Annotated in this window: 12 protein-coding genes; 8 read left to right on the forward strand and 4 right to left on the reverse strand. The window is 61.7% G+C overall.

Features of this window, described 5'->3' with window-relative positions:
* The first annotated feature begins 57 nt into the window (after nucleotides 1-57).
* Genes AC13RC_RS00405 through mmsB form a run of 3 tightly spaced genes read left to right on the forward strand, consistent with a single transcriptional unit; the run spans nucleotide 58 to nucleotide 3,654 of the window.
* Nucleotides 58-1,653 (forward strand): GMC family oxidoreductase, encoded by a 1,596-nt coding sequence (locus AC13RC_RS00405; RefSeq protein WP_183810511.1) that lies wholly within the window; start codon nucleotides 58-60, stop codon nucleotides 1,651-1,653.
* Nucleotides 1,654-1,691: 38 nt separating this feature from the next.
* Nucleotides 1,692-2,750 (forward strand): enoyl-CoA hydratase/isomerase family protein, encoded by a 1,059-nt coding sequence (locus AC13RC_RS00410; RefSeq protein WP_488556189.1) that lies wholly within the window; start codon nucleotides 1,692-1,694, stop codon nucleotides 2,748-2,750.
* 22 nt (nucleotides 2,751-2,772) lie between these two features.
* Nucleotides 2,773-3,654: a 3-hydroxyisobutyrate dehydrogenase gene (mmsB, locus tag AC13RC_RS00415; RefSeq protein ID WP_488556190.1), complete on the forward strand. Its 882-nt coding sequence runs from the start codon at nucleotides 2,773-2,775 to the stop codon at nucleotides 3,652-3,654.
* 292 nt (nucleotides 3,655-3,946) lie between these two features.
* Here mmsB and AC13RC_RS00420 read toward each other — a convergent pair whose 3' ends face one another.
* Nucleotides 3,947-6,016, reverse strand: coding sequence for an ATP-dependent helicase (locus AC13RC_RS00420; RefSeq protein WP_145322431.1), 2,070 nt, complete (start codon nucleotides 6,014-6,016; stop codon nucleotides 3,947-3,949).
* 273 nt (nucleotides 6,017-6,289) lie between these two features.
* On the opposite strand from AC13RC_RS00420, the gene AC13RC_RS00425 reads away from it, so the two are divergent.
* A complete protein-coding gene (locus tag AC13RC_RS00425; protein WP_145322433.1) occupies nucleotides 6,290-7,165 on the forward strand; it encodes an SMP-30/gluconolactonase/LRE family protein in 876 nt (291 codons plus the stop codon).
* Between the two features lie 47 nt (nucleotides 7,166-7,212).
* Here the strand turns inward: AC13RC_RS00425 and secD are convergent, their stop codons facing one another.
* The 3 genes from secD to AC13RC_RS00440 all read right to left on the reverse strand — a co-directional run bounded on the left by secD (nucleotide 7,213) and on the right by AC13RC_RS00440 (nucleotide 11,939).
* Nucleotides 7,213-9,768 carry a protein translocase subunit SecD gene (gene secD / locus AC13RC_RS00430; RefSeq protein WP_113390055.1) on the reverse strand — a complete coding sequence of 852 codons (2,556 nt, stop codon included), beginning with the start codon at nucleotides 9,766-9,768 and terminating at the stop codon, nucleotides 7,213-7,215.
* Nucleotides 9,769-9,861: 93 nt separating this feature from the next.
* The gene (locus tag AC13RC_RS00435) at nucleotides 9,862-10,281 is read right to left on the reverse strand and encodes a hypothetical protein (RefSeq protein WP_113332065.1); all 420 of its coding nucleotides are present in this window, start codon (nucleotides 10,279-10,281) and stop codon (nucleotides 9,862-9,864) included.
* A 137-nt stretch (nucleotides 10,282-10,418) separates the two neighbouring features.
* On the reverse strand, nucleotides 10,419-11,939 hold the full coding sequence (locus AC13RC_RS00440; RefSeq protein WP_488556191.1) for an ArnT family glycosyltransferase: 1,521 nt from the start codon (nucleotides 11,937-11,939) through the stop codon (nucleotides 10,419-10,421).
* 718 nt (nucleotides 11,940-12,657) lie between these two features.
* Between AC13RC_RS00440 and AC13RC_RS00445 the strand changes: the two genes are divergently transcribed.
* The 4 genes from AC13RC_RS00445 (at nucleotide 12,658) to AC13RC_RS00460 (ending at nucleotide 17,327) form a co-directional block, all read left to right on the forward strand.
* The gene (locus AC13RC_RS00445; RefSeq protein WP_488556730.1) at nucleotides 12,658-14,304 is read left to right on the forward strand and encodes a methyl-accepting chemotaxis protein; all 1,647 of its coding nucleotides are present in this window, start codon (nucleotides 12,658-12,660) and stop codon (nucleotides 14,302-14,304) included.
* A gap of 62 nt (nucleotides 14,305-14,366) precedes the next feature.
* The gene (locus tag AC13RC_RS00450) at nucleotides 14,367-14,663 is read left to right on the forward strand and encodes an STAS domain-containing protein (RefSeq protein WP_069611290.1); all 297 of its coding nucleotides are present in this window, start codon (nucleotides 14,367-14,369) and stop codon (nucleotides 14,661-14,663) included.
* Nucleotides 14,660-15,025: a chemotaxis response regulator CheY1 gene (cheY1, locus tag AC13RC_RS00455; RefSeq protein WP_004128526.1), complete on the forward strand. Its 366-nt coding sequence runs from the start codon at nucleotides 14,660-14,662 to the stop codon at nucleotides 15,023-15,025. Before AC13RC_RS00450 ends, cheY1 begins: the two co-directional genes overlap by 4 nt.
* A 16-nt stretch (nucleotides 15,026-15,041) precedes the next feature.
* Nucleotides 15,042-17,327, forward strand: a complete 2,286-nt coding sequence (locus AC13RC_RS00460; protein ID WP_183810523.1) for a chemotaxis protein CheA — start codon at nucleotides 15,042-15,044, stop codon at nucleotides 17,325-17,327.
* Nucleotide 17,328: the final 1 nt, after the last annotated feature.

The following is a 17,328-nucleotide window of genomic DNA, read 5'->3' on the forward strand; positions in this document are numbered from 1 at the left end:
AATGCCGAAATAGTCCCCTCTCCCCCCGGGAGAGGGTTAGGGTGAGGGGGCATACCAATGGACAGCTTTGACTACATCATCATCGGCGCCGGCAGTGCCGGATGCGTGCTGGCCAACCGGCTTTCGGCCGATCGCAACAACAGGGTGCTGCTACTGGAAGCCGGCGGCAATGACAATTACCACTGGATCCATATCCCGGTTGGCTATCTCTATTGCATCAACAATCCCCGCACCGACTGGTGTTTCACCACGTCACCCGAAGCAGGTCTCAACGGTCGATCGCTGAACTATCCGCGTGGCAAGGTGCTCGGCGGCTGCTCCTCCATCAACGGCATGATCTACATGCGCGGCCAGTCGCGCGACTACGATCTCTGGCGCCAACTCGGCTGCGCCGGCTGGGGTTGGGACGACGTATTGCCCTATTTCATCAAGTCCGAGGATCATTATCGCGGCAAGGATGAGATGCATGGCGCCGGCGGCGAATGGCGGGTCGAGAAGGCCCGCGTGCGCTGGGCCGTGCTCGACGCCTTCCAGGCCGCGGCCAAGGAGGCCGGTATCCCCGAGACGGCGGATTTCAATCGCGGCAACAACGAAGGCTCCGGTTATTTCGACGTCAACCAGCGCTCCGGCATCCGCTGGAACACGACGAAAGCCTTCCTGCGGCCGGCCATGAAGCGCGGCAATCTCACCGTCTATACCAAGGCGCAGGTCCGCCGCCTGATCGTCGAGGGCGATGCCGTGACCGGCGTCGAGTTCCAGCATGATGGCGTGGCAAAGCGCGCCTATGCGAACAAGGAGACGGTACTATCGGCCGGTTCCATCGGATCGCCGCACATTCTTGAGCTGTCAGGCATCGGCAACGGCGAGGTGCTGAGCAAAGCCGGTATCGACGTCGTCCGCGAAGTCCGGTCTGTCGGCGAGAACCTGCAGGATCATCTGCAGCTGCGCCTTGCCTACAAGGTGACCGGCGTGCCCACGTTGAACGAGAAGGCGACGAAGCTGATCGGCAAGGCTGCGATCGGCCTCGAATATCTGGTGCGCCGTTCAGGCCCTATGGCGATGGCGCCGAGCCAGCTCGGCATCTTTACGCGCTCCGGGCCGGACAAGGAAACGCCGGATCTGCAATATCATGTGCAGCCGGTCTCGCTCGACAAATTCGGCGATCCCGTCCATCCCTTTCCTGCCATCACCGCCAGCGTCTGCAATCTGCGACCCGAAAGCCGCGGCTCGGTGCATGTGCGCAGCCCCGATTTCGCCATGCAGCCGGCCATCAGCCCGAATTATCTTTCGGCGGCACGTGACCGGGAGATCGCCGTGCGCTCCATTCGCCTGACGCGGCGGATTGTGGCGCAGCCTTCCTTTGCCCGGTTCAGACCGGAGGAGTTCAAACCCGGGCCGACCTACGAGACCGATGCGGACCTAGAGAGCGCCGCCGGCGATATCGGCACAACGATTTTCCATCCGGTCGGTACATGCCGCATGGGCGGTGACGCGCAAAGCGTCGTTGATCCGCGCCTGCGGCTCAGGGCATTGGCAAGGCTGCGCATCGCCGATGCGTCTGTCATGCCGTCGATCACGTCTGGTAACACCAATTCGCCAACCATCATGATCGCCGAAAAGGCAGCCGAAATGATCCTTGCCGACAATAGATGAATCCCTGAGGATCGATGGCAGCAGGACAGGAGATTTGCATGGATAGCACGGACGAAGTCATCATCGAACGGCGCGGGTCGGCCGGGATCATCAGGCTCAACCGGCCGAAGGCGCTGAATAGCCTGACATTGCCGATGGTGCGGGTCATCGCTCCGGCACTGGCGGATTTCGCCGCCGATCCGGCGATTGCGAGCGTCATCGTTTTGGGCGAGGGGGAGCGCGGCTTCTGCGCCGGCGGCGATATCCGGCTGCTGCATCAGAGCGGCAAGGACGGCTCCGATGAAGCGGAAACCTTCTGGCGCGAGGAATTCCTGCTCAACCACGCCATCTCGCGCTATCCCAAACCTTATGTGGTGCTGATGGATGGCATCACCATGGGCGGCGGCGTCGGACTTTCGGCGCATGGCAGCCATCGGGTCGTCACTGAGCGTACGCGCCTCGCCATGCCCGAAACCGGCATCGGCTATTTCCCGGATGTCGGCGCCACCTGGCTGCTGCCGCAGGCACCGGGGGAAGCCGGCACCTGGATGGGCCTAACAGGCCTGACCATCGGCGCCGCCGATGTCATCCATGCCGGCTTTGCCGATCACTGTGTGGTATCGTCGCAACTGCCCGCTCTGGTCGATGCGATTGCGGCATTGTCTACCTCGGCCACGGCAGCAGACGTGCATGCGCTGATCCGGACGATGGCGGTAGACGCCGGCGAAAGCCGGCTTGCCGCAAATCGGGATGTGATCGACCGGGCGTTTTCGGCAAACACGGTGGAGGAGATTCTGAAGGCCTTGGCCGGTGAGCCCGGAGAGTTTGCCGCTGAAGCCGCAAGCGTGATTGCCAGCCGCTCGCCGACCAGCCTGAAGCTGACCTTGCGGCTTCTCAGGGCAGGGCGAACGAGCGCCGATCTTGCCGAATGCCTCAATCGTGAACTCGGCGCCTGCAAGGGCATATTATATAATCACGATTTCTACGAAGGCGTGCGCGCCGCCGTTATCGACAAGGACCGCAATCCGAAATGGTTGCCGGCGAGCCTCTCCGAAGTGACGGCGGATGCCATCGACCGCTTCTTCATACCGGCGCAGCCACCGCTTTTCACCAGATAACCGATCATGGGAGGAAAACATCATGACACGGATCGCCTTCATCGGCCTCGGCAATATGGGAGGCCCGATGGCCGCCAATCTCGTCAAGGCCGGCCACGCCATCACAGGATTCGATCTTTCGCATGATGTGCTGAAGGCAGCCGAAGCATCGGGGGTAAAGCCTGCCAGCGTGCTCACCGAAGCCCTGGCGGATGCAGAGGTGGTCGTGACCATGCTGCCGAAGGGCCAGCATGTCCTCACCGTCTGGACCGACGTGCTGCGCTCCGTGCCCAGGGGGACCCTGTTGATCGACAGCTCCACCATCGATGTCGATAGCGCCCGCAAGGCGCATGCGATGGCCGGTGATGCTGGTTGCCTCTCGCTCGATGCGCCCGTTTCCGGCGGCACAGGCGGCGCCGCAGCGGGAACGCTGACTTTCATGGCGGGCGGCTCGACGGAGAGCTTTGCTGCCGCCAAGCCGTTGCTCGAGGTGATGGGCAAGAAGATCGTTCATTGCGGCGAGGCCGGAGCCGGCCAGGCGGCGAAGATCTGCAACAACATGATCCTCGGTATCTCGATGATCGGCGTCTGCGAGGCCTTCGTGCTTGGCGAAAAGCTCGGCCTCTCTCATCAGGCTCTCTTCGATGTCGCCTCGACTTCCTCTGGTCAGTGCTGGTCGATCAATACTTATTGCCCGGTGCCCGGTCCTGTGCCGACATCTCCGGCCAACAATGATTACAAGCCCGGCTTTGCGGCGGCGTTGATGCTCAAGGATCTACGGCTATCTCAGGAAGCGGCACTCTCCAGCGGCGCGTCAACACCGCTGGGCGCAGAGGCGGCGCAGCTCTACGCGCTCTTCGAAAAGCTCGGCAATGGCGGCCGCGATTTTTCGGCAATCATCGAGATGTTTCGCGAGGCCAAGTGAGGATGGCTGGATAGTTAGCCGGGTGCAGGGCTGCCCCTCACCCGACCCTCCCCCCGCCCGCGGCAGGGGAATCGCATATGAAATGAGGTCGTTGCTACGCACCCCTTCTCCCCTCGGGGAGAAGGTGCCGACAGGCGGATGAGGGGGCCGCCAAGAGCACGAAAGCCCGCGTATTCAAATCCGTCACCCCCTCATCCGACCCTTCGGGCCACCTTCTCCCCGAGGGGAGAAGGAACTTGCGGAGGCGGCATCGAAGAACATGCCTGACCCGCCCGGCCTCAATAACCCCAATTCACCGCCACATGCCCCGCATCCGCGCCCCCACATCGACACGCACCTCTCGCGCTCGGATAGCGGCGGCACTTTCAGCCCGCGCCTGCGGCCAGCCGCAAACCTCGAAGAACTGTAGCAAGGTTGCCGGAATGAAGCGGGTGCGCGAGGCAAAGACATGCTTGTCGCCCTGCGCATGCTGGCCGTGCACGAAGAAGCGCTGCGGAATGACGAGGTCGAGATTGTCCTTCGCCCGCGTCATCGCGACGTAGAGCAGCCGCCGTTCCTCCTCGATCTCGGCCGATGATCCGACCGCGAGATCGGCGGGGATGCAGCCGTCGACGGCGTTGAGGATGAAGACCTTCGTCCATTCCTGGCCCTTGGCGGAATGGATAGTCGACAGGATCAGGTAGTCCTCGTCCAGCAGCGGCACGCCGGCCTGATCGCTGGTGGCGTCAGGCGGATCAAGCGTCAATTCCGTGAGGAAGCGCTCGCGCGAGCCGTAGCCCGCGGCGATCTGTTCGAGCTGGACGAGATCCGCCTGGCGGGTCGCGGCATCCTCATGCGCGCGTTCCAGATGCGGCTCGTACCATTGGCGAACCAGGCCGATTTCCCCCGGCCAGCCGGCCTTGCCGCTTTTGACCTCCCGCATCGTCTCGACAAAGGCGGTCCAGTCGTCGCCCGTGCGCGGCGGTGGCGGCAGTTCGGTGAGTGCGGTAATCGGGCTTGCCTCTTCGCCGATCTGGTCGAGCACGCGCTGCGCCGTGGAGGGGCCGACGCCGGGCAAGAGCTGCATCAGGCGGAAGCCGGCGACGCGATCGCGCGGGTTCTGGGCGAAGCGAAGCGCCGCCAGCATATCCTTGACATGAGCGCTATCGAGGAACTTCAGCCCACCGAACTTGACGAAGGGAATGTTGCGCCGGGTGAGTTCCACTTCCAGCGGGCCGCTATGGCTGGAGGTACGGAATAGCACTGCCTGTTGCTTCAGCCTTACGCCGCCCTCACGATTTTCCAGTATCTGATCGGCGATGTAGCGCGCCTGATCGGCCTCGTCGCGCACCGTCACCAGCCGCGGCCGTTCCGTGCTTTGCCGTTCGGTGCGCAGGTTCTTGGTGAAGCGCTCCGAGGCGAGATCGATTACAGCATTGGCGGCAGCAAGGATCGGCTGCGTCGAACGGTAGTTGCGGTCGAGCGTCACGATATCGGCCGAGGGCGTGAAGGCTTTCGGGAAGTCGAGAATGTTGCGCACGGTCGCGGCGCGGAAGGAATAGATCGACTGCGCATCGTCACCGACGACGGTCAGTCCGCGGCCATCGGGCTTGAGAGCCAGCAGAATGGAGGACTGCAGCCGGTTGGTGTCCTGATATTCGTCGACAAGCACATGGTCGAAGCGGCTGCCGATATCCTCGGCGATCAGCGGCTCTTGCAGCATATGCGCCCAATAGAGCAGCAAGTCGTCATAATCGAGCACGTTCTGCGCCTGTTTCGCCTCGACATAAGAGGCGAAGAGATCACGCAGCTGCTGCTCCCACATGGCGCACCACGGGAAGTAATCCCGCAGCACGCCGTCGAGCGGCGCTTCCGCATTGACGGAGCGCGAATAGATCGCAAGGCATGTCGCCTTGGTCGGGAAGCGGTTCTCCGTCTTCGAGAAGCCGAGATCATGGCGTGCAAGATTCATCAGGTCGGCGCTGTCTTCCCGGTCGTGGATCGTGAAGGCCGGATCGATGCCGATCTGCTCGGCATAGTCCCTGAGCAGACGTGCGCCGATACCGTGGAACGTGCCGCTCCATGCCAGCGCGTCGGCGTTAATGCCGGCATTCGCGCCCAGCACCTCGCGGCAGATCCGCTCGACGCGACGGCCCATCTCGGCGGCAGCGCGGCGCGAAAAGGTCATCAGCAGGATGCGGCGCGGGTCCGCACCTCTAACGATTAGATGCGCGACGCGATGGGCAAGCGTATTCGTCTTGCCGGAGCCGGCCCCGGCGATGACGAGCAGCGGCCCGGCAATATGACCGTCGCCTGCCGTCGTGCCATGTTCCACCGCCAGCCGTTGCTCCGGGTTCAGCTTTTCCAGATAGGCGGCGGTCATCAACTCTCCTGAGTACCTCCGGCAGCAGGCGGAGCGCGGCATGCGGCGAATCGCAAGCGCGAAAATATAGGGACGTTCTATGGATGTTCCGAATCGCCAAAGCCTGTCAAGATGAACAGGGCCTGCACGCGGATGTGACCTCCGGCGCAAGAATCTTATCCGGATTTGCACTCGTCCGGCTCGAAAAGGATCTTCTTCGTGCTTATGTATCATTCCGGCGCAGCATTTTGAGTTTTTGGGGCTTCGTAATGCGTAGAATGAAGGTTTCAAAACATGAACGAAACGATTGCCACCGGGCTGCGTCTGCCTAGCGGCCTCGTGGCTTTGCCGGACGGCCGCCTGGCGGTCGTGGAAATGGATGCCAGTCGCCGCTGTCTGAAACTTTTCGACGCAAGCGGCGTACCGCAGGAACTTTGCCGGGTCGGCGGCCGGCCGATGGGGATTGCGGTCGATGGCGACGGATGTTTCTGGGTAGCCAACGGCCCGGAGAATTCTCTTGTCAGATTATCGGCGCAAGGCCGCGTCCTGCAAGTCATCGAGGGTAGCGCGGATGGTCCCTTTCTGCATCCGAATGCACTCGCTTTCGGACCCGACGGCCTGCTTTACATGACTGATTCCGGCATCCGTCTTGCCAATCTTCTCGAAGGCGGCCACATCCATCCCGATTTCTTCAAGGCGGCTTATAATGGCTGCGTCTATCAGATCGATCCGGCTGAGGGACGGGTCATCCGTGTCCTCGCAGCCGGTCTGCTCTTTGCGAGCGGTATTGCCTTCGATGCCGATGGATTGCTCTATTATAGTGAAACACTGACTGGAAAAATCTATCGGCAGGTCGTTGGCGGCAGGCAGGAAATGTTTGTCCAGTCGATGACATCGCCCGCCGTGAACGCGCTGCGCGGGCCGGCCGGCCTCGCCTTTGATCGCAGTGGCATGCTTTACTGCGCCATGTACGGCCTGGGTGAAATTTCCATGGTGGACGCCGAGGGAAAAATGGCCGGTCATATCCGCACGGACGGCGCGCGCCCAGCTAATATTGCTTTTACCGTGGACGGCAAACATCTGCTCGTCAGCGAACAGGAAAACGGTGTCGTGGAAAAGATTACGGCGCCGCGTCCGGGCTTGCCTTTGCATATGCCGCCGATTTCGTAGGCGGTGGAGGACATGCCCGGAAGGCGGGCATGTCCTCTTTTCATTTATTATGCGGCAGGAATCTGCTTGTTGTCCTTACCGGACTTGCCGTCTGTCGATGCCGTATCATTGGCAACCGGCTTGGCATGACGGCGGCGCCAGTCGCCGAGGAACAGCAGGATCGGTGCCGCGATGAAGACCGACGAGGCGCCGGCAACGAGGATGCCGAACACCATCGGGATCGCGAAGCTGGAGACGGCGCTGCCGCCCCAGATTGCCATCGGCACCAGCGCCAGGAAGGCGGTGGCGTTGGTATAGAGGCTTCGCGCCAGGGTCTCGTTGATCGATTTGTCGATGATGTCGCGCAGCGGCATCGACTTGTAAAGCCGCATGTTTTCACGCATGCGGTCATAGACCACGACCTTGTCGTTCACCGAATATCCCACAAGCGTCAGGATCGCGGCGATGGCTGTCAGGTTGAAATCGAGGCCGGTGATCGCGAAGAAGCCGATCGCCTTGGTGACGTCGAGCACCAGCGTCACGATGGCGCCGACCGCGAACGGCCATTCGAAGCGATACCAGATGTAGAACAGCATCGCCAGGCTGGCGATCACGACCGACAGGATGCCGGCCCAGGCAAGCTCGCCCGAAACCTTCGGACCGATGACATCGGTGCCTTCGATGGTCGCGCTCGGGTCGATCTTGACGATTTCGGCTTTGAGCTTGGTCACTGCCGCCGTCTGCGCCTCTTCGCCGCCGTCCTGGCGCTGGGCGCGGACAAGGAGGCTGTTATTGTCGCCGAAGGACTGCAGTGCGATTTCGCCGAGGCCAAGCGTGTTCAGGCCCTCGCGGAACGTCGCCAGATCGGCCGCGTCCTTGGTCTTGACCGACATCTGGATGCCGCCTCGGAAATCGACGCCGTAGTTGAGGCCCGGATGGATGAACAGGACCACCGAGGCAAGCGACAGGATCGCCGAGACGGTGACGCCGAAGAAGCGGGCCTTCATGAACTGGATGTGCTTGTCATAGGGGCTGAAGGGGATCAGCGGCCTGATGTTGATCACCTTCAGCTTGCGGCGACGGGTGATGGCGATCATCACGACACGCACGAAGGCGACGGAGGTGAACATCGAGATGATGAGGCCGAGACCCATGGTCACGGCAAAGCCGCGAACCGGGCCGGAGCCAAAGTAGAACAGGATGGCGGCGGCAATCAGCGCCGTCATGTTGCCGTCGATGATCGTCGAATAGGCCTTCTTGAAGCCGTTATCGATGGCGGCGAAGGCGCCGCGGCCCTTGCGGGTCTCTTCGCGGATGCGCTCGTTGATAAGAACGTTGGCATCAACCGCGAGGCCGATACCAAGGACGACGCCGGCGATGCCGGGCAGCGTCAGCGTGGCGCCGACAAGCGTCAGGGCCGAGAAGGTCAGGACTGTGTGGATGAGCAGGGCAACATTCGCCAGAATCCCCCAGGCGCCATAGAGCACGAAGATGAAGGCGGCAACCAGAACGAAGCCGACCAGGCCGCTATAGATGCCCTTCTGGATCGCGTCGCTACCAAGGTCGGCGCCGACGGTGCGCTCCTCGATGACGGTGAGCTTGGCCGGCAGGGCACCGGCGCGCAGCAAGGCTGCAAGCGTGGTGGCGCTGTCTGCGGTGAAGTTGCCGGAGATCTGGCCCGAGCCGCCGGTGATCGGCTCGCGGATATTAGGCGCACTCAGAACCTTGTTGTCGAGGACGATGGCGAAGGGCTTGCCGACATTTTCGCGGGTGATTTCGGCAAACCGGTTGGCGCCGGCGCTGTCGAAGCGGAAGGTGACGAGCGGCTCGTGCGTGTTCGGATCGAAGCTGACGCGGGCATCCGTCAGGCGGTCGCCGGACAGTTCGATGCGGTCGAGAACCGGATAGCTGTTGCCCTGCTCGTCCTTCATGATGGTGACGCCGGGGCCGGGATTGTTCGGGTCGACGTTATCGGCCAGCAGATGGAAGGACATCTTCGCGGTCGAGCCGAGAAGCTCGCGCAGGTGCGACGGATCCTGTGCGCCGGGAAGCTGGACGAGAACGCGGTTCGGACCGACGCGCTGAATGGTTGGCTCGGCAACGCCCACCTGGTCGACGCGCTTACGGATAACTTCAAGGCTCTGCTGAACGGCGGAATCGACGTTGGCCGAAATACCGGCCGGCGAGAAGGACATCGCGATCGTCGCGCCATTCGGCTTGATGTTGAGATCGGACTGGCCGGCCGAGAGGCCCGACGTGATCGTATTGGCCAGCGTCTGCAGCTGCGTCACGGCATCGCCGCTCTGCGAGGCGTCGCTGAGCGTCACGACGATCTGGTCGCCATTGCGGACGATCGAGCGGGTCTGGATGTTCTTGTCGCGCAGCACGCGGCGCGCGTCCTGCTGCAGCGATTGCAGCCGGCCGTTCGTCAGGTCCTTCTCGTCGACTTCGAGAACGAGATAGGAGCCGCCGCGAAGGTCGAGGCCGAGCGAAACCTGGCTATGAGGCAGCCAGGATGGGATCTTGCTGAGAACCGACGGCGGCAGCGCGTTCGGCAGTGCGATCAGAAAGCCAATGACGATGATCACCGTATAGAGTGCCACGAGCCATGGTGAGGTACGCATGGGTATTATCCTTGAAAATAGGCTTATGCCGACGGTCTGGCCGCAGGCGGACTTGAGGTCGTGTCGGAAATGCAGCGCGTCTGCGCCAAACGCTTAGGCAAGCGCGCCTGGAGGCGCACGTGCGAGATAGGCGCGAAATGCCAGGGATTCGAACCGTGTGGCATCATCCGGGCGGTACGATTGCCACGAGGTTGCCGGATATCCGAGGGTAGGGAGGGCAGCAAGCGTTGCAGGCCCTATATCGTGCCATGTAGCCTTCGGCGTCACCAGCCGATCGGCAACGACGATTCCGCGGACGGGGTCACGCAGGGATAGATAGAGAGGCTGGGTGTCTTTGCCCGAGGAGAGCGCGTCCGCATCGGCGCGCGCGGCAAGGTTGATGCCACCGCCAAGCGCCAATCCGATATAGGCGAAGAATGCGACGAACAGCGAGGCGATCACGCGCGCTCCGGCGCGGTGCGTCCTGTCGTCTCTATCTTCGCTGTCGGCGGCGCCGAATTCAAGCGGGCTCAACGGTCCAAAATGCCTTCATTCCTTTGCCGGAGCGAACTCCAGCGGTTCGGTCATGATAACAGGACGCTTGGCGTCTTCCTAGTGTGGCCTGTCATGATGCAGTTGCACGAGCCGGTCAACAGTCCCGGCTCGATTTCTTAATTTTCCGTCGCACCCGCTGCCGACGATTTAGGCGCCAGGCAGGATGCCGGGACGCGATAGGCATAAAGCGTCTTGCCCTTCATCTCGCCATAGGGTGGCGACCAGCTCTTGATGAGTTCGGCCTGGCCTTCCGGGCAATCGATCGGATCGTTGTCGACGAACAAGACCGGACCGGTCACGCTGACCGGCAGGGAGAAATCCTGCTCATAATAATTCGCGGGGAAGCCGCCGAAGTGGCGGGCATAGATGTGGAACGGCTTGCCTTTCAGCGTGTAGTAGAGATCGGCGAGGATATCGCGGTCCTGGGCAACGATTTCAGTCAGTTTCGCCTCCGTGGCGATATTGGCGATTTCTTCACTGATGACGCTGCGGCCGACATAGCGCTTCATGACGAGATCGCCGTTCGGCAGCCTGATGTCATAGGCAAACACCGTCAGCATCGGGATCACGAAGGCGACAACGGCGCCTATGATCAGCGAGGTGCTCAGCCCCTTTTTTGTCAGGCGATAGAGCAGCCAGACGGCGAGAATGGTGCCTGCGGCATAGGCCGAGACGGCCCAGTTGGCATAGGCCTTGGCGAGTAGGGCCTGCAGCGTGATCAGCGCCACGACAGGCACCGAAAGCCAGAAAAGCAGCTTTTCCCGGTCGTCGCTCTGCCCGCGGATCAATCGCCACGTCGCCCACAAAAGCGCGTAGAAGACGACCGGGCCGACGACGCCGAACTGGGCACCGAAGAAGCTGAGCCCGTTGAGTATGTGCTTCAGCAGGGTGTTGCCGCCGCCGCTCTTGCTCCATTGGGCGATGTTTTCGGTGTGCTTTATGGTCGTCGCATCATGGGTGAGATTCCACCAGAGATTGGGGGAAACGACGATGGCCCCGATAATGGCGGCAATGGCAACGTCCCGCCAGGCGATACGCGCCGAACGCATCGTCAGCATGGCAATGCCGACACCGGGCAGAAGGAAGAGCACCGAATATTTCGTCAGGAAGGCGATGCCGAGGCTGGCACCGAGGATGACAGCTTCCAGCACCGAGGAACGCCTGGTCAGCCCGATAAAAGCCCAGATGGCGATGGTTACGAACAGGATCTGGATCGTGTCCGTCGATACCAGCACGGCGGAAAGCGAGGCAGCCGGCAGCGTGATGAAGATGACGCCGACCCATGGCGCGATCTCGCGTCCGGTCTCGTCGTCGATCAGCCGCCGCGTCGTGCACATCAGCATCAGGGCGGTGGCAAGATGGAAGAGCGGCGCCGATATGCGGATCCAGAAGGTCGAATCCGAGCCGGAGATCGTATTGAAGAAGCGGATGACCCAGGCAATCATCGGCGGCTTGGAATAATAGCCGAAATCCAGATTCTGGCCCCAGAACCAATATTGTGCCTCATCGACGAAGAGGTCCGTCCTGTTGAGGAGCAACATGAGCACGCGCCAGAGCGTTACTCCGAAGATGATCGCAAGGGCGAGGCCCAGCGAAAGTTTCTGGGCATTTGTTCGGGAATGGGTCGTGTCGAGCATTAAAGGATGGGTCTCGGTGCCTGATCGTGAGGCTTAATACGGAACTATTGAGGCCAAAGCTAGCTCCTGCCATCCGCGGGAACTACAGCGCTCGCATCGTGTGGCCGCGAAGTGCCATATGTCCGATTTCGGATATCAGATGTCCGTTAAAGCTCCTAGAGAATGCGAGGGGTAGCTTTGCCGCGCGCCGCTTCGATGCGGGACAGAAGCATGAAGGCCGCAAGCGTCAAGCTGGCCATCAGCGAGGCGGTCAAACCAAGAACAATCATTGCTCTCTCCGTAGCGACATCGGAAGTGTCTATCCCTTGGGTAGTAAGGGATGAAGCTTGCTCGTGACTTGCGATCGATGTTCTTCCACGGCGACAAACTATATCTGAAAGTAATCGCTAATTTAGTATAGATCAGTAGGAGACATGCCTTCTTCCGTCATTAACCTTCGGGCAAGGAATTAACCATAAATATTGAGCCTGAACGTCGGAATGGGAAAATTGTGACTCGTTCTCAGCAGGCATGAAGCCGCCCCGTCGTACCGGGTCCGATCCGGTATCCATGTCATCAAACAGGTCCGCAATAGACTTTGATGAACGAGCGAGCTTCGGTGCCTCGATCACATGATCGACGGCTACGGCTGCCTTTCCTCGCCTCCTCATTGCGTCTGGCGCGGATCATCAGCGGTTTCGCCGGCGCTTGAATGCGCGGCAGTTCGGCAGGGACGACTTTGGCGCAGGATTCGCCGTCAGATCAGGCAGGCAAGGCGCAGGCTGGCAGCCTTCGCGACCGCTTGCGTTTTGCTGGTCTCGATGCCGGGCAATGCGAAACCTTGCGCCGTCATCGGCCGATGCTAGAGGCACATCTCAAAGGCGGCCTGCGCGATCTTTTCCACCGCTTCCAGACGTTTCCGGATGCCGCCCGCAATTTCACCAGTGAAAGCCAGCTCGAACGCCTTCAAGATCTGCAATCCTCCCATTGGGATGTGCTGACGGATGCACGCTTCGACAGCCTTTATGCCGAGCGCGTCAAGGTTCTGTCCGACAGCGAAAGCAAGATGGGGCTCGATCCACGCTGGCACGTTGCGGGCCATGGCGTGATGCTGGAGCATCTTCTTGCCGGCCTGCTCGAAGACATGGGCAGCCGAGCCATCCTGCCCGGAGCCAAGCGTCGCGCCCGTGAATTGGGCGAACTCGTGACATCGGTCGTGCGCCTGGTGATGGTCGATGTCGAAATTGCTGTCTCGTTGCGGTTCAACGAATTGCGGGTCGGTCACCAGCGGGCACTGGCCGAACAGCGGGCTACCGATCGCGCCGAGGCTGCGGCTTTTATTACCGAGCTTGCCAATGGCCTTGCCGATCGCGATCTGACGACCCGGGTGCCAATGGATTGTCCTGAAGCCTATGCCGAGGTCGCGGAAGCTTTGAATGCGGCGCTGGAGGACATTCAGCAGCAGTTTTCGGCCCTGTCCGGTGGTGTGGAGGCGGCTGAAGCGACGAGCGGCGCCATTTCCCGCTCCGCGAAATCCTTGGCTGAAAAATCGTCCGAACAGTCGCGAGGACTTGCGGCCTCCGCAAAGCAGCTTGCAGAGCTAGCCGATCAGGTGCGCGGCAATGCGGCCAACACCCGTTCTGCCGAGCGCGTGACGGCATCGACCCGCATCGCGGCGGAAGACAGCGGAAGGATCGTCGGGCAGGCGATCTCCGCTATGGCCGATATCGAAACGTCAGCCGAAAAGATCGGCCAGATCATCGGCGTCATCGATGAGATTGCCTTCCAGACCAATCTTCTCGCACTCAATGCTGGCATCGAGGCAGCCCGCGCCGGCGACAGTGGCCGCGGCTTTGCCGTCGTCGCGCAGGAAGTTCGCGCGCTTGCCCAGCGTTCCGCCGATGCGGCCCGCGAGATCAAGGTGCTGGTGACGGGAACAAAGGCGCAGGTAGATGCGGGCGTCCAGATGGTCGGCCGCACCCAGGACGCGATCGGCAGCATTGTGCGCCAGGTGACGGATATCAACGAAGCCATTTCCGGAATTGCGGCTGCGAGCGACGAACAGGTCGCCGGCCTTCAGGCGCTGACATCGGATATCGGCGGCCACAGCGAGCGGGCGGCCGCCGCCGGCAGCAATGCCAGCCGCTCCGAGCAAGATGCCGATCACCTGCATACCGTCGTCGTCGAGCTCGGCCGAACCATCCGCGAGTTCCGCATCGAGCGCGAGCGGCGGCATGCCGTCGCTGGCGTGCCGGTCAGAGCCGCGCAGCAGCGACAGCTCCCCGCCCGCGAGGAATTCGGCGCTGCGCAGAATGACGAGGAGATGGCCGATTTCGGCTTCCCGCTTCGCAGGACCGCAGCGGGAGGCGATCGCAATGCCTATTGATCTTTCAGTTTCATGCATATGCGGGCTGACGGGCCTGATTTCAGACAACGGGGAATGACGCGATGCCGAGCAGGAAAGGCGAAAAGACAATCAGTCTGGCCGCGGTGCTGGACCTCAACGAGGCCTCCGCCCTTCGCGGCACGTTGATGGGGTTGCGCGGCAGCAATGTCGCGATCGATGCGTCCGGCGTCGAAAGGATCGGGACCTTGTGCGTGCAGGTCATCATGGCCGCCGCCAAGACCTGGGATGAGGACAAGCTCTCCTTCACCTTCTCCAAGGTGTCGGATGCATTTCAAAAAACGATGCAGGTGATCGGGGTGGATATCTCCCATCTGCTTGCCAAGGAGATCCGGCAATGAAGAAAAAAGTGCTGACCGTGGATGATTCACGGACCATTCGAAACATGCTTCTCGTCACCCTCAACAATGCGGGTTTCGAGACCATTCAGGCCGAAGACGGTGTCGAGGGCCTGGAAATCCTGGAAGAAGCCAATCCCGACGTCATCGTCACGGATATCAACATGCCGCGGCTCGACGGCTTCGGCTTCATCGAGGGCGTTCGCCGCAACGACAGATACCGCGCCGTTCCGATCCTCGTTCTGACGACCGAAAGTGATGCGGAAAAGAAGAACCGTGCCCGCCAGGCCGGCGCGACCGGCTGGATCGTCAAGCCGTTCGATCCCGCCAAGCTGATCGATGCCATCGAGCGCGTAACCGCCTAAACAGGATCCGCCCCTTATGGATATGAACGAAATCAAAGAGATTTTCTTCCAGGAGTGCGAAGAGCAGCTCGCTGAACTGGAATCCGGTCTCCTGAAATTGAATGATGGCGACCGTGACCCGGAAACCGTCAATGCCGTATTCCGCGCCGTTCATTCCATCAAGGGTGGGGCAGGGGCCTTCGGTCTGGACGACCTGGTCGCATTCGCCCACGTCTTCGAGACCACACTCGATTGCGTTCGATCCAACAAGCTGGAGCCGACCCAGGATGTCCTGAAGGTCATGCTCAAGGCGGCCGACGTGCTGGCGGATCTCACCAACGCCGCCCGTGATGGCGGCAGTGTCGATCCGGCGCGCAGCCGCGGCCTCGTCAAGGAACTGGAAGCGCTGGCAAATGGCGATATTCCCGCGCCGTCGGCAGCGGCGGTTGCCGATGTTGCTTCGAAGCCCGTCGTGGCCGCGCCTGCGCCCACGGACGAAAGCGGTTTCCAGCCGATTCCCTTCAGCTTCGACGACGATTTCGGCAGCGATGAGCCGGCCGTCGATGCCAGGCCGGAATATGAAGTCAATTTCAAGCCGCGGTCCGATCTCTACGCCAAGGGCAACGATGCGACGCTGCTGCTGCGCGATCTCTCGCGGCTCGGCGAGATGAATATCTTCTGCGATATGGATGCGCTGCCGGGTCTTATCGACCTCGATCCCGAAGGCGCCTATTTCAAATGGGCGATCTCCATCAAGACGGACAAGGGCGAAGACGCCATTCGCACCGTCTTCGAATTTGCTGAATGGGACTGCGATCTCGATGTCCAGCTGGCTGGAAGCGGCGGGTCTTCGAGCGGCGAAGAATTGCCGATGATACCGGTGCCCTTCGATCTCTCGATCCTCGATGACGGCGCCGCACCGGCTGCCGAAACCATAGAGGAGACATCCGCGCCGAGAAACGACGTCGCTGCCGCCGTGGCTGCTGCGGAAACCGCAAGCAACGTCACGCAGCTCGCCTCCGCTGCCGCACGCGTCGAGAAGAAGGAAGCCGCCCTTGCCGCCGCTGCCGCTTCCAACGCAGCCGCGGCGCAGAACAATGCCGCCGCTGCCGCCGCCGGGCAGACCATCCGTGTCGATCTCGATCGTGTCGACCGCCTGATCAACCTTGTCGGCGAGCTTGTTATCAATCAGGCGATGCTCTCCCAGAGCGTCATCGAGAACGACAACAACGGCGCATCCTCCATCAACATGGGTCTCGAAGAGCTGCAGCAGCTCACCCGCGAGATTCAGGACAGCGTCATGGCGATCCGCGCCCAGCCGGTGAAGCCGGTCTTCCAGCGTATGTCGCGTATCGTCCGCGAAATCGCCGACATGACCGGCAAGTCGATCCGCCTGATCACCGAGGGCGAGAACACCGAAGTCGACAAGACCGTCATCGACAAGCTTGCCGAGCCGCTCACCCACATGATCCGCAATGCGGTCGACCATGGCGTCGAAACGCCGGAAAAACGCGCGGCACTCGGCAAGAACCCGGAAGGCACCGTTCGCCTGACGGCAAAGCATCGCTCCGGCCGCATCCTCATCGAGCTTGCCGACGATGGCGCCGGCATCAACCGGGAGAAAGTCCGCCAGAAGGCGATCGATAACGACCTGATCGCGGCCGATGCCAATCTTTCGGATGAGGAAGTCGACAACCTGATCTTCCTGCCGGGCTTCTCGACCGCCGACAAGATCTCCGACATCTCAGGCCGCGGCGTCGGCATGGACGTGGTCAAGCGCTCGATCCAGGCGCTCGGCGGCCGCATCAACATCAGCTCCAAGCCGGGGCAGGGTTCTGTCTTCACGATGAGCCTGCCGCTGACGCTCGCAGTCCTCGACGGCATGGTGGTCACCGTTGCCGGCCAGACGCTCGTCGTGCCGCTGACGGCGATCGTCGAAACGCTGCAGCCCGAAGCGTCCGCTATCCACTCCTTCGGTGCGAACCATCGCCTGATCTCGATCCGCAACAGCTTCTGCCCGCTGGTCGATGTCGGCCGTATCCTGAATTTCCGTGCCACGCAGGCCAATCCGGTCGAAGGCGTCGCGCTGCTGGTGGAATCGGAAGGCGGCGGTCAGCGCGCCCTCATGGTCGATGCCATTCAGGGCCAGCGCCAAGTCGTCATCAAGAGCCTCGAGGCCAACTACACGCATGTCCCGGGCATTGCGGCGGCAACCATCCTCGGCGATGGACGCGTGGCGCTGATCCTTGACGTCGATGCAGTGGTCGGCGCTTCGCGCGGCCAGTCGCTGAAGCCTGAAATGTCTTATGCGGCGGTGGGGTGAG

The sequence above is a fragment of the Martinezella sp. CNPSo 3890 genome (assembly GCF_057784455.1).

Coding starts and splice junctions, on each gene's coding strand:
- cheY1 (WP_004128526.1), top strand. CDS start 14,660: ATGAAGAAAAAAGTGCTGACCGTGGATGATTCACGGACCATTCGAAAC.
- AC13RC_RS00425 (WP_145322433.1), top strand. CDS start 6,290: ATGAACGAAACGATTGCCACCGGGCTGCGTCTGCCTAGCGGCCTCGTG.
- AC13RC_RS00420 (WP_145322431.1), bottom strand. CDS start 6,016: ATGACCGCCGCCTATCTGGAAAAGCTGAACCCGGAGCAACGGCTGGCG.
- AC13RC_RS00460 (WP_183810523.1), top strand. CDS start 15,042: ATGGATATGAACGAAATCAAAGAGATTTTCTTCCAGGAGTGCGAAGAG.
- AC13RC_RS00405 (WP_183810511.1), top strand. CDS start 58: ATGGACAGCTTTGACTACATCATCATCGGCGCCGGCAGTGCCGGATGC.
- mmsB (WP_488556190.1), top strand. CDS start 2,773: ATGACACGGATCGCCTTCATCGGCCTCGGCAATATGGGAGGCCCGATG.
- secD (WP_113390055.1), bottom strand. CDS start 9,768: ATGCGTACCTCACCATGGCTCGTGGCACTCTATACGGTGATCATCGTC.
- AC13RC_RS00440 (WP_488556191.1), bottom strand. CDS start 11,939: ATGCTCGACACGACCCATTCCCGAACAAATGCCCAGAAACTTTCGCTG.
- AC13RC_RS00410 (WP_488556189.1), top strand. CDS start 1,692: ATGGATAGCACGGACGAAGTCATCATCGAACGGCGCGGGTCGGCCGGG.
- AC13RC_RS00450 (WP_069611290.1), top strand. CDS start 14,367: ATGCCGAGCAGGAAAGGCGAAAAGACAATCAGTCTGGCCGCGGTGCTG.